Source organism: Microbacterium sp. AR7-10 (assembly GCF_001878835.1).
In the GTDB taxonomy this organism is placed as follows: Bacteria; Actinomycetota; Actinomycetes; order Actinomycetales; family Microbacteriaceae; genus Microbacterium; species Microbacterium commune.
Genome location: NZ_MJIR01000049.1, coordinates 21,679 through 33,594, shown reverse-complemented (window position 1 = coordinate 33,594; position 11,916 = coordinate 21,679). Strand labels below are relative to the sequence as shown.

Annotated in this window: 8 protein-coding genes and 1 tRNA gene; 1 reads left to right on the top strand and 8 read right to left on the bottom strand. The window is 70.5% G+C overall.

Features of this window, described 5'->3' with window-relative positions:
* The 6 genes from BFN01_RS06350 to BFN01_RS06325 all read right to left on the bottom strand — a co-directional run.
* A partial coding sequence (locus BFN01_RS06350) for a carbon-nitrogen hydrolase family protein (protein WP_071642747.1) occupies positions 1 to 777 on the bottom strand: 777 nt, incomplete at its 3' end.
* 14 nt (positions 778 to 791) lie between these two features.
* Positions 792 to 1,826 carry a diacylglycerol kinase family protein gene (locus tag BFN01_RS06345; RefSeq protein WP_071642745.1) on the bottom strand — a complete coding sequence of 345 codons (1,035 nt, stop codon included), beginning with the start codon at positions 1,824 to 1,826 and terminating at the stop codon, positions 792 to 794.
* Positions 1,827 to 1,858: 32 nt separating this feature from the next.
* Positions 1,859 to 2,410 carry a hypothetical protein gene (locus tag BFN01_RS06340; RefSeq protein ID WP_071642743.1) on the bottom strand — a complete coding sequence of 184 codons (552 nt, stop codon included), beginning with the start codon at positions 2,408 to 2,410 and terminating at the stop codon, positions 1,859 to 1,861.
* Positions 2,411 to 2,574: 164 nt separating this feature from the next.
* A tRNA-Met gene (locus tag BFN01_RS06335) sits at positions 2,575 to 2,648 on the bottom strand.
* Between the two features lie 92 nt (positions 2,649 to 2,740).
* Entirely contained in the window at positions 2,741 to 5,656 is a 2,916-nt protein-coding gene (locus tag BFN01_RS06330; protein WP_071642741.1) for a UPF0182 family protein, read from the bottom strand.
* Between the two features lie 66 nt (positions 5,657 to 5,722).
* Positions 5,723 to 6,814 carry a PDZ domain-containing protein gene (locus BFN01_RS06325; protein WP_256221050.1) on the bottom strand — a complete coding sequence of 364 codons (1,092 nt, stop codon included), beginning with the start codon at positions 6,812 to 6,814 and terminating at the stop codon, positions 5,723 to 5,725.
* 118 nt (positions 6,815 to 6,932) lie between these two features.
* On the opposite strand from BFN01_RS06325, the gene BFN01_RS06320 reads away from it, so the two are divergent.
* Positions 6,933 to 8,366: a zinc-dependent metalloprotease gene (locus BFN01_RS06320; RefSeq protein ID WP_071642739.1), complete on the top strand. Its 1,434-nt coding sequence runs from the start codon at positions 6,933 to 6,935 to the stop codon at positions 8,364 to 8,366.
* An 858-nt stretch (positions 8,367 to 9,224) separates the two neighbouring features.
* Here BFN01_RS06320 and BFN01_RS06310 read toward each other — a convergent pair.
* Both BFN01_RS06310 and nudC read right to left on the bottom strand, forming a co-directional pair.
* Positions 9,225 to 10,949: an ATP-dependent helicase gene (locus BFN01_RS06310; RefSeq protein WP_071642735.1), complete on the bottom strand. Its 1,725-nt coding sequence runs from the start codon at positions 10,947 to 10,949 to the stop codon at positions 9,225 to 9,227.
* Complete coding sequence (gene nudC / locus BFN01_RS06305) at positions 10,946 to 11,860, bottom strand: NAD(+) diphosphatase (RefSeq protein ID WP_071642733.1); 915 nt, start codon at positions 11,858 to 11,860, stop codon at positions 10,946 to 10,948. Before nudC ends, BFN01_RS06310 begins: the two co-directional genes overlap by 4 nt.
* Between the last annotated feature and the right edge of the window lie 56 nt (positions 11,861 to 11,916).

Here is an 11,916-nt window from a genome sequence, read left to right as displayed (position 1 = left end):
CCCTAGATTCGTCGGCAGCGTCAGATGTGTATAAGAGACAGGATCAGGGTCGAGGGATGCCACGGCCACCCCCTCCCCTGCGCTGACGCCGGCGACCACCACGCCCTGCGGGTCGATCACCTGCGAGTACCCGACGCCGACCGGAGCCGGGTGGTCGGCAGCGATCACGTACGCGGTGTTCTCGATGGCGCGCGCGGTGAGCAGGGTGTTCCAGTGGTGCTCCTTGAGCGGGCCGCGCACCCATTCCGCAGGGACGATCAGGGCATCCGCGCCGGCGTCGACCAGGGTTCTCGCCACCTCGGGGAACCTCAGGTCGTAGCAGGTCATCAGCCCGAACCGCAGGCTGCGCGCCTCGAACACGGCCGCGTCGCCGAGGTCGCCGGGCTCGATCCAGTCCGACTCCCGATGGCCGAACGCGTCGTACAGGTGCTGCTTGCGGTAGACCGCCTGCACACCGGCATCCGACACGGCGACGACGGTGTTGTGCACGCGACCGGCGTCGGCGGTCTCGACCATCCCGGCGACGACGACCAGGTCGTGCTCGGCGGCGAGCGCGCGCAGCGCGGAGACGAACCCGCCGTCGAGGCCCTCCGCGTTCTGCGCGAGGGCGTCGTCCATCTCCGGCGTGAAGTAGTTCGAGTACTCGGGCAGCACGGCGACGTCGGCACCGCGCTGTGCGGCCGCGGCGACGAGCACGGCGATCCGCTCCCGATTGCGCTCCGGCGAGGCATCCGGGGAGAACTGGCACACGGCGACGAGAGGAGCGGCTGCGGTCATGCTGCCATCCTCCCTCACTCCCGCGGTGCGCGCGCTCGGCTCTCGGGAGCCGCGCCCGCGGTCGGCGCGCCCAGCTGCGCGGGCGTTCGCACGACCAGGGCGCCAGGGCGCACGGTGATCCGGACCCGGGTGACGTGACCGAAGCTGTCGCCGTCGAGTTCGACGAGATGAGGAGCGTCGAACCGCGCTTCGAATCGGCGGCCCTGCAGGTACGCGAGCGAGTGGAGATCGGGCGTCTGCTGCAGCAGTCTGCGGCCGAGCGGGGACCGACGGGCGAGCCCCTGCAGGGTGAGACGGGTGCCGATCCGCGCCCATCCGAAGCGTCCCGCGGGGCGCATCATCACGACGTCCAGCAGCCCGTCGTCGATGATCGCCGCGGGGATCAGGAGCATGTTGCCGGTGAGGGTGCCGCAGTTGCCGACGATCACCGTGTGCGCCCTCGTCGACCTCGTCCGACCTCCGTCGATGCGGTAGTCGAGGTGGAAGAGCCTGTTGGCGATGACCGAGCGGGCGATCGGTGCGACGTACGCGAACCAGCCGAGACGCTTCTTCGCGTTCGCGCTCGTGCTCTCCGCCATCTCGGCATCCAGCCCGATCCCCGCCATCACCATGAAGGCCGTCGTGCGACGAGAGCCGCCCTCGTCGTCGAGCTCCGCCATCCCGACATCCACCGCCCGATCCCCGCCCGAGAACGCCGCGCGGACGCAGGCGGCGAGGTCGTTGAGCGGCGCGCCGATGTCACGGGCGAGCAGATTGCCGGTGCCCAGCGGGATCAGCGCGATCGGGATGCCCGTGGCCTGCATCACCTCGGCGACGGCTCGCACCGTCCCGTCGCCGCCCGCGACGAGCACGACCGCAGGTCGGTGTGCGAGAGCGCTCTCGGCGGCAGCCCGCCCGGAGTCGTCGCCGGCGGTCTCGTGCCAGCGCGTGCGTGCCCACCCGTTCGCGGCCTCGTGCTCGGCGACCGCGGCACGCAGTCGCCGAACCGGCACCTTCAGGGGATGGTAGACGACGGCGGCATGCGGCGCCGGCGAGTGGGCCTCGTTCATGGTCGCCTCGCACTCGGAGGTGGCAGCCGAGATCAGCGCGCGTGACCGCCTTCGTCGGTCCAGTCGTCGATCCGCGCACGGTCGTCGAGCGCATTCGATCGCACACCGGCCGCCGAGCCCGAGACGGGCCTCGGGGTCGCAGCGGGCCGGAAGGACACCGACTCCGCGAGATCGGCGACCGCAGCGGCCCGGTGCTGCTCGCCGACCGCGGCCTCCTGGAAGCGCACCGACGCCGCCTCCTCCCTGGTGCGGACGCTGGCGCTGATCTCCGAGAGCCGGTCGGCGAGCACCCCGCCGAGACCGTCACGCAGCTCTTCCAGGTTCGTGTTCGCGATCTCCAGTCGGCGATCCGAGATCGCCAGCTCGACGGTCGGGTAGCCCGCCTCGGTCAGCGTGTCCCTGGTCTGCCCGCTCAGGATCTCCGCGATCTCGTCCGGTCGGGGTCGGCGTGTGAAGACCGCCTCCACCGTGTAGCGATCCGGGGCCTCATCGGTCATCAGCGCAGCAGGCAGCGAACCCACCAGCACCGATCCCAGGCCCAGCGTCGCGGTGTCTGCACCGCTCGTTCGTGTCTGTGTCTCCATGACCCGACGTTACGCCCCTCAGCTGTACGGCTCACAGGTTCAGCGGAACGTGCGCGCGTCTGCGAGGGGACCGGCGGATGCCGGTTCGGCGACCGGGTCAGCGGAGGGGTGCTCGACGCAAAGGACGAGGCCCCGAGATCGTGATGATCTCGGGGCCTCTCTTGTTGCGGGGACAGGATTTGAACCTGCGACCTCCGGGTTATGAGCCCGGCGAGCTACCGAACTGCTCCACCCCGCGGCACGTTTTATAGCCTAACACGGGTTCTGAGGGAGGGCGAATCGAGGTGGCCGGCAGACGCGCACGGGCGTGTCGCGTCTGCCGGCACCTCCCTACTCGGCCGCTGCCTGGTCCTCGAGAGCGAGCAGCTTCTCGATGGCGGCGGTGAGCTTCTTGTCCTCGGCGGCGAACCGTTCGAGGTCACCGGACTTCAGCGCGACCTCGCGGGCCTCGAGAGCGGCGCGTGCCTCCTCGAGCGCGGTCAGCGTCTCGCCGGTCGGCGCGGTGCCGCCCTGGTCGGGGTCGGCGGGAGCGTCCGGATCGGCCGGGGTCCCGGGATCGGTGGGTTCCACGTCGTCGTCGCCGCCCGATGCGCCGGCGTCGCCGCCGAAGAGCACGTCGAGGGCTTCGGTGAGCGTGTCCTCGAAGGCCACGCGGTCGCCGAAGGCGACGAGCACCTTTCGCAGGTTCGGCAGCTTGGTGCCCTCGGAGGACTGCACGAAGACCGGCTGCACGTACAGCAGTCCGCCGCCGACGGGAAGCGTCAGCAGGTTGCCGTACTTCACGTCCGACTTGCCGAGCGTCAGCACGTTCAGCTTGTTGGCGATCTCGGTGTCCGAGTCGAAGGTGTTCTGCACCTGACCCGGGCCCGGCACCGTGGAGTTCGTGTCGATCTCCAGCAGGCGCATCTTGCCGTAGCCCTCGGCCTTCTCGCCCTTCTTGTTCCCGGCATCCGAATCCACGGCGAGGTAGCCCATCAGCACCTCTCGCGTGTCACCCTGCGCGGACGCCGGGATGAAGGTGGAGAACATCGAGAAGCGCGGCTCGTCCTGACCCGGCATCTTCATCGACAGGTAGTACGGCGGCTGCAGACGATCCTTGGCGCGCGGGTCGTCCGGCGTCTGCCAGCGGTTGTCCTCCTGCGCGAACGAGCGGGCGTCGTCGATGTGGTAGACGCCGAGCACGTCGCGCTGCACCTTGAACAGGTCGGTCGGGTAGCGCACGTGGCTCATCAGGTCGGCGGACATCTCGCTGATCGGCTCGACGGTCGCCGGGTAGACCTTCTGCCAGGCCTGGAGGATCGGGTCCTCGTCGTCCCAGGCGTACAGCTTGACCGACCCGTCGTACGCGTCGACGGTGGCCTTGACCGAGTTGCGGATGTAGTTGATGTTGTCGAACGACACCACGGATGCCGGGGTGCGGGAGTCGGCGATGGCGTCTCGGAGACTGACCGTCTTCGAGTACGGGTAGCTCGCGCTCGTGGTGAAGCCGTCGACGATCCAGACGATGCGGCCGTCGACGACGCTCGGGTACGGGTCGTTGTCGAGGGTCAGGTAGGGCGCGACCTTCTCGACGCGCTTCTTCGGGTCGCGGTCGTAGAGGATCTGCGACTCGGAGTTGACCAGGTTGGAGAACAGGATCTGCTCGGACTGGAACTTCATCGCGTAGAGCAGCTTCACGAACGTGTTGCCGATGCGCGGCCCGCCGTCGCCGTCGAAGGTCGTCTTGGTGTCGCTGGCTCCGTCTTCACCGCGCGGGTAGTCGATCTCGACGGGTTCGGTGCCCTCCGGGGCCCCCACGATCGAGTACTCCGGCGAGGACTCGCCGAAGTACACGCGCGGCTCGAACTTCTCGGTGTCGGTGAGGAAGCCCGAGGTCGGGATGCCCTGCTCGAGGAAGACGGGCTCGCCGTCGCTGGTGCGCTGGTTGCCGGCGAGCGCGACGAGACCGTAGCCGTGGGTGTACACGGCGGCGCGGTTGTTCCAGCTGTCGCCGCCGCCGAGCTTGGTCAGATCGAGGTCGCGCACGGAGACGACGGTGTCCTGCGACTCGCCGTCGATCTCGTAGCGGTCCACGTCGAGCTCAGGGGCGAACTGGTAGTACGAGCGGTACTGCTGCAGCTGGCGCACCGTCGGGCTGATGATCGCCGGGTCCATGATGCGCACGGATGCCGTGGTGTCGGCGTCCTCGCGCAGCTGACCCGGCTCGGTGTCGGTCGTCGCCGCGAACGGGGTGACCTCCATGTCGGCGACGCCGTACGCCTCTTTCGTGCTCTGGATGCTGCGATCGTAGAACTCGGCCTGATAGGCGTTCTCGTTCGGCTTCACCTGGAACGTGGTGACGACCCACGGATAGCCCATGCCGACCACGAGCGAGGCGACCACGAACAGCGCGGTGGCTGCGAGCGGGAAACGCCAGCGGCCGATCACGGCGGTCACGAGGAACAGCACCGCGACGACCGCGGCGATGATCGACAGGATCGCGAGGCCGGGGATGGTGGCGTTGACTCCGGTGTAGGCCGCACCCGTGATGCGGCCCTCAGGCTGCACGAGGGTGAGGTAGCGGTCGAGCCACAGGCTCACGGCCTGCACGGCGAGGTAGAGACCGGCGAGCACGGCGAGCTGGATGCGCGCGGGCTTCGAGATGCGCAGCTCGCGCTGCCCGATGCGCACCGAACCGTACAGGTACGACACGAGCGCGGTGATCACCAGGCAGAGCAGCAGCACGGCCGACGCGAAGGCCAGCAGAGCCGAGTAGAACGGCATCGCGAACAGGTAGAAGCCGGTGTCCGCACCGAACTGCGGGTCGAGGGTGTCGGTGGTCACACCGTTCGCCCACAGCCACACCGTCTTCCAGTTGCCCGCGGCGGCGAATCCGGCGAACACGCCGAAGAAGACCGGCATCCCCCACATCGCGAGGCGGCGCAGCGGCTCGATGACCTCCTGATAGCGATCGAGCTGCGAGCTCAGCCGCACGTAGACGGGTCGCAGCCGGTACGCCAGCTGGATGCACAGGAAGATCGGCAGCGCCATGCCGAGGAATCCCACGACGAACATCGTGGCGGTGGCGATCCACTGGGTGGTGAGCACCGAGGCGAAGTCGAGCTGGTCGAACCAGAGGAACTCGGTGTAGAGCGAGGAGAACACGAAGAACGCCGCGATGAGGGCGGCGATGATCGCCACCGAGATCGCGAGGATCCGTCGTGATGTGCTGGGCGTGGCCGGCTGCGGCGCTGAGGTCGAGGTCACCGTTCCATCCTAGGCAGGCGACCTATGACGCGGCCCCGGATGGGCGAACGGTTCGCCGCTGGCGGATCAGCCCGTCGCGGTGCAGACCGGAAGCGCTGACGTGTCGCCGCCCGCGGCGACCTTCTCGAGGATGTCGAGCGACTCCTTCAACGTGCCGGTCCGGTACACCTGCAGGCCGTCCGGAACGTGGCCCACGACCTCGTCGCAGTTCTGCTCCGGAGCGAGGAAGACGGTCGCCCCCGCGTCGCGGGCCCCGTACAGCTTCTGCCGGATGCCGCCGATGGGCCCGACGTCGCCCGCGGCGTCGATGGTGCCGGTGCCGGCGACGTCCGCACCGCCGTTGAGCTCGCCGGGGGTGAGCTCGTCGATGATCCCGAGCGCGAACATCATGCCCGCGCTGGGGCCGCCCACGTTGTCGAGCTGCAGCCGCACATCGATGGGGAAGTCGTAGTCGGTGGTGAGGGCGATTCCGATCAGCCACACCTCCTCGCCTGCGGCGTCCGTGGACTTCTCGGGCGTGACCGCAACGGCCGTCTCGTCGCCGTCGCGCTCGATCGTGAGGGTGACCTCAGCACCGTCCGCCTGCTGGATGGCATCCCGCAGCGCGGTGGCCGAGTCGATCTCCTCGCCGTCGATCGCCTGCACGAGATCGTCGGCTCGCAGCAGTCCGTCCGCGGGGCTGTCGGCCACGGTCTCGACGACCCGCACCATCGCGCCGACGTCGTAGCCGAGCTCGGTGAGCGCCGCGGCGGTGGCCTCGTGCTGCGAATCGACCATCAGAGCGGCGTTGCGCTCGTCGCGCTCGTCGGAGCTGACGCCCTGCGGGAAGACCGTGTCGATGGGCACGACGGCGCGGGTCGGGTCGGTCCATGCCATCGCGAGCTCGAACCAGGTGGGGGTTCGCTCGCGGTTGCCGATCACCTGCACGGTCGTGAGATCGAGCGTGCCGCCCGTGGGGTACGTCTCGGCCCCGTCGATCTCGATCAGCGGCACCTCGGCCCCGTCCGCGCTGCGCGCGGTGCCGAGCGTGTCGTACACCGGGCCGGGTCGCTGGATGACGTACGGCGTGGGCACGAAGGTGAGCGCGACCAGGGCGACCAGCGCGACGCTCAGCGCGACGATGCCGGTGACCGTCCCGTTGCTGCGGCGTGATGACACGGAACCTCCGGGGCGTTCGCGAGCGGCGTACAGCGATCCGCGCGCATCGGGGTCGAGCACAGGATCCTGTGACTAGCGTAGAGCGCACACGCTACGGGCATGCTGAGAGGGCAATCGCATGGCAGATGACGATCGGGATCCGTCCGACTTCGAGGAGATGCTCCGGCGCATGATGTCGGGTGGGCAGGTCGACCCGGAGGCGCTCCGGGATGCGCTGTCCGGCATGGGCGGGATGCCGATCGACGCAGCCCAGATGTCCGGGTTCATGTCGCAGCTGCAGGGCATGTTCGGCGGCGACCCCTGGCAGGGCGCCCAGCAGCGCGCGCTGCACATCGCCAACCGCGACGGCCTCGGCATCGCCGACGGCTCGCGCGCGTCACTCGCGGATGCCTTCGCCCTCGCGAACCTCTGGCTCGGTGAGGCGACCACGATCTCGGAGCTCGCCTCGGCACCCCAGGCGATGACCCGCGGCGAGTGGGTCGAGAAGACCCTGCCGGTGTGGAAGGAGATCGCCGACCCGGTGTCGACGTCGATCGCGGATGCCCTCACCGGCGCGCTCGAGACGCAGGTCCCGCCCGAGATGCAGAGCATGGTGCAGGGTGCCGGCCAGCTGATGCGCGGCCTGGGCGGTTCGCTGTTCGCCGCCCAGTTCGGTCAGGTGCTGGGCCGGCTCTCGCTCGAGGTCGTCTCCGGCGGCGACGTCGGCATCCCGGTGCTCCCGGCGGGAACGGCCGCCGTGATCCCGCAGAACATCGCCGACTTCGGTGCGGGCCTGGAGATCCCGGAAGATCAGATCGCGCTGTACCTGGCCGTGCGCGAGCTCGCCTACGCCCGGCTGTACCGCCACGCGAAGTGGCTGCACCTGCACGTGCTCTCCCAGATCACCGACTTCGCCCGCGGAGTCACGGTCGACGTCGAGGTGCTCGACGATCTGGCATCCCGCCTCGATCCGACGAACCCTGAGGAGCTGCGGGCGGCGATCGAGGGCGGAGCGCTGCTTCCGGCCCAGACCGAGGCGCAGCGCGAGGCGCTCGCCCGCCTCGAGAATCTGATCGCGACGATCGACGGCTGGGTCGACGTGGTGACCGAAGAGGCCACCTCGCGACTGCCCGACGGCGCGCGGCTGGCTGAAGCGGCCCGCCGGCGTCGCGCGGTGGGCGGTCCTGCCGAGGACGCCCTGGGGGCGCTCGTCGGCCTGAAGCTGCGTCCCCGGCGCCTTCGCGAGGCGTCGGCGATGTGGCGGGCGGTGACGGATGCCGTCGGCATCGCCGCACGGGATGCCCTGTGGGACTACCCCGACATCATGCCGCTCGCATCGGACATCGACGACCCGTCCGCGCTCATCGCGCGTCTGGAGGCCCTGCAGCGGGGAGAGACGCCGGAGGCGGATGAGCTCGACGAAGCACTCGCGCGCCTGCTCGACGGCGAGGACTTCGGCGCAGCAGACACCGACGCAGCAGACAGCGGCGCAGCAGACACGGACGACACGGCCTCGCCCGGCGGCGAGGACGAACCCGGCGACGACCGTCCCGAAGGCGATCGTCCGGTCTGAGCCTGAGCGTGCCCCTGAGCCTGAGCCTGAGCTTCGGTTGAGGGTGGTCCGGGGCACGCGATGACTCGTCCTGCACAGCCGCAGAGGAGCCCGATCCGTCCACAGATCGTCTCCTCCGGCCCCGCAGACCGCTCGTATCAGGACACAATCGGGTCATGAGCCCGATGACGCCGACGACGTTGACCCGTCTGGATCCGCGTTACCCGCTGCTCTGGCGCGATGAGGACACGGTGCAGTTCGGCCTCGAGAGCGTCGTGCGTCTGGATGTCGCCGGAGCCTGGGTCGAGCCGCTGCTGAACCGGCTGCGCACGGGCATCCGGCTCAGCTCGTTCGACGTGGTGGCGCACGGCGTGGGCGCACCGCGCGGCGAGGCACGGCGGCTGCTGGCCACCCTGCGCCCGCTGCTGGTGGACGACGCGGTGCCGGCACCGCCGTTCTGGGCCGACGGCATCAACCTCGCAGACGGGCGGGGGCAGGAGCGGCTGCGCCAGTCTCTGATCGATGAGGGTCTCGACGAGGCCGATCCGCGCTCTGCGGGCGCTGTGGCCGTCGTCATGGTCGGCGGTGCCGCCGCCGCACTGCAGCTCGCGCCCTATCTGCGCGACGACCTGCCGCACCTCCCGATCGGCTTCGAACAGGACGCCGCTGTCGTGGGTCCTCTCGTCGTACCGGGCCGCACGCCCTGCCTGTCCTGCCGCGATGCGCACGAGCGCGACCGCGACGAGGCGTGGCCGCGCCTGCACGCGCAGCTCGTCGGCACGACGACGCGGGTGACCGCGGCTCGCATCGCGCACGCGGCGGCGCTCGCGGCGCGCATCCTGCGCACCCCGACGCCGTCCGCAGGGCTGATGGTGCGAGTCAGCCCTGACGGGCGGCACGCCTGGCGGTCGGTGCGACATCACGCAGAATGCCCGTGCCGCGAGCTGTCGTTCCGATCTCCGCCAGAAAGCGCGACGGAGACCTCTCCCCCCGCCCCGCTGAACGCGCCCACGACACCGCCAGCGTTCGCGCGGCCCGCGTGATCCCGACGTAAGCGAGGCGCCGCTCCTCGTCGATGTTCTCGAACGACGTCGCGTATGAGATCGGCAGCGAGCCCTCCGCCCAGCCCGCGAGCAGCACATGCGGCCACTCGAGGCCCTTCGCCGCGTGCAGCGTCGACAGGGTGACGGTCTGCAGAGTCGGCTCGTGCTGATCCTTCGCTCGCGCCATCAGATCGTCGGCGAAGACGCGCAGCGTCGTGCTCGGCGGTGCCTCCTCGGCCAGTCGCAGGATCGCGCGGCGCGCCTCCCACCCGTCCCGCTGCGCGCCGCCGGCCTGCGGGGGCTCGTCGGTGAGACCCAGGCCGCGCAGCACATCGCGCACGGTGGGCAGGAAACCCGCGTCGTTGGGCGCGACGGCAGCGCCGCGCAGCGCGAGCACCGCCTGACGCACCTCGGGCATGTCGAAGAAGCGCGTGCCGCCGAGAACACTCGTCGCGATGCCGCGCGCGGCGAGAGCCTGCTGCAGCACCGCCGACTGCGCATGTGCGCGGTAGAGCACGGCGATGTCGGAGGCGGCAGCACCGCCGGCGATGCGGCGCACGATGGTGTCGGCGATGCCGGCGGCCTCGTCCGACTCGCTGTCGTACGCCGTGACGGTCGGCGCCTCGTCGTCCTCCGCCGGCGCGCCGGCAGGCGTCAGTGCGAGCGCACCGGGCCGCCCCTTCATCAGCGCGTTCGCGGCCGTCAGGATCGACGCCTGCGAGCGGTAGTTCGTCTCGAGCCGCACGACCGTCGCGTCGATGTACCGGCGCTCGAACTCGAGCAGGTACCGCTGCTGCGCACCGGCGAACGAGTAGATGGTCTGGCTCGCGTCGCCCACCACGCAGATGTCGCGCCGATCGCCGAGCCACAGCTCGAGCAGCCGATTCTGCAGGGGCGACACGTCCTGGAACTCGTCGACCGTGAAATGGCGGTACTGCTCGTGCACGGCGGCGGCGACGCGCGGCTCCGCCTCGAGCATCCCCGCGCAGGCGAGCAGCACGTCCTCGAAGTCGAGCTGGCGACGCTCGTCCTTGAGCGCCTCGTATGCCGTCTGCAGCTCGATCAGCTGCTCGGGGCGGATGCCGCTGACCGGCCGCTGCAGTTCGGCGTACTGCTCGATCGACATCATCGAGACCTTGCGCCACTCGATCTCCGCGGCGACGTCGCGCAGGGTGGCGGTGCTCGGCCGCAGACGCATGGCGTCGGCGGCCTGTCCGAGCATCCTCACCTTGTTGTCGATGAGCGACGGAGCGGAGTCACCCGCGACGGTCGGCCAGAAGAAGTTCAGCTGCTTGAGCGCGGCGGCGTGGAAGGTGCGCGCGGCGACCCCGCCGACGCCGAGCGCGCGCAGGCGCCCGCGCAGCTCACCGGCGGCCTTCGCCGTGAACGTCACCGCCATCACGCGCTGCGGCGAGTATGCGCCGGTGTCGACGCCGTGCGCGATGCGGTGCGTGATGACCCGCGTCTTGCCCGTGCCGGCACCGGCGAGAACGGCGACCGGACCGCGCAGCACCGAGGCGGCCTCGCGCTGACGCTCGTCGAGGGCATCCAGGGCGCTCACTTCGGCTCGCTGCGCTCGCTCAGCACACCGCGCTTCAGCTCGCCCCGATGCCAGTCCTCGATCAGCCGGCGGGCGATCGACGATCGGCTCGGCAGGCCGACCGGGCCCTCGCCGGCGAGTGCACGTCCGATCTCGTCGCGGGTCAGCCAGCGCACGTCGATGATCTCCTCGCCGTCTGCCGCCACGTCCTCGTCGGCGGCGACCGCGCGGAACCCGACCATCAGCGAGCGCGGGTACGGCCAGGGCTGCGACGAGACGTAGCGCAGCTCGCGCAGCCGCACGCCGGCCTCCTCCGCGAGTTCGCGGTGCACGGTCGACTCCATCGACTCCCCCGCCTCCACGAACCCGGCGAAGCACGAGTACATGGTACCGCGCCAGGCGGCGTTGGCGCCGAGCAGCAGCCGTTCGCCGTCGGGGCTCTCGACCGCGACGATCACGGCGGGGTCGGTGCGCGGGAAGTGCTGCGCGTCACACCCGTCGCAGTGCCGAGACCATCCGGCGTTGCGCAGCTCGAGCAGGGTGCCGCACCGGCTGCAGTGGCGCACATCGACCAGCCACGCGGCGAGGGCGACCGCCGTGACGAAGATCTCGGCCTCGAGCGGATCGAGCATGCCGCCGACCTCGCGCAGCCCCAGCCAGGTCTCCTCCGGCGCCGCGTCGATGCTCTCGTGCTCGGGCGGGACGGATGCGAGAAGCAGCGCCGCACCGTCGGCATCGCGCCCCAGCAGAGCCCACTCCGCGTCGCCGACCTCGGCGACCCTGGCCCGCACGACAGCCCGGTCGGCGATGCGAAGTCGACGATCGCGGACGACGACGACCCTGGTGCCCTCGGCCGCTCGCAGCGTGTCGATCGCTCCGGGCTGTGCGCGCAGCTCGGCCGCCCTGTCGAGGGTGTCGGACCTGGTGCTCATGCGTCCTCCTGCTCTCGTGCGGCCGTCCCGGAACGCGACGTATGCCGCGGCACTCG

Excerpts from the sequence above, each read along its gene's own strand:
- BFN01_RS06345 (WP_071642745.1), bottom strand. The coding sequence starts at position 1,826 with ATGAACGAGGCCCACTCGCCGGCGCCGCATGCCGCCGTCGTCTACCAT.
- BFN01_RS06340 (WP_071642743.1), bottom strand. The coding sequence starts at position 2,410 with ATGGAGACACAGACACGAACGAGCGGTGCAGACACCGCGACGCTGGGC.
- BFN01_RS06320 (WP_071642739.1), top strand. The coding sequence starts at position 6,933 with ATGGCAGATGACGATCGGGATCCGTCCGACTTCGAGGAGATGCTCCGG.
- nudC (WP_071642733.1), bottom strand. The coding sequence starts at position 11,860 with ATGAGCACCAGGTCCGACACCCTCGACAGGGCGGCCGAGCTGCGCGCA.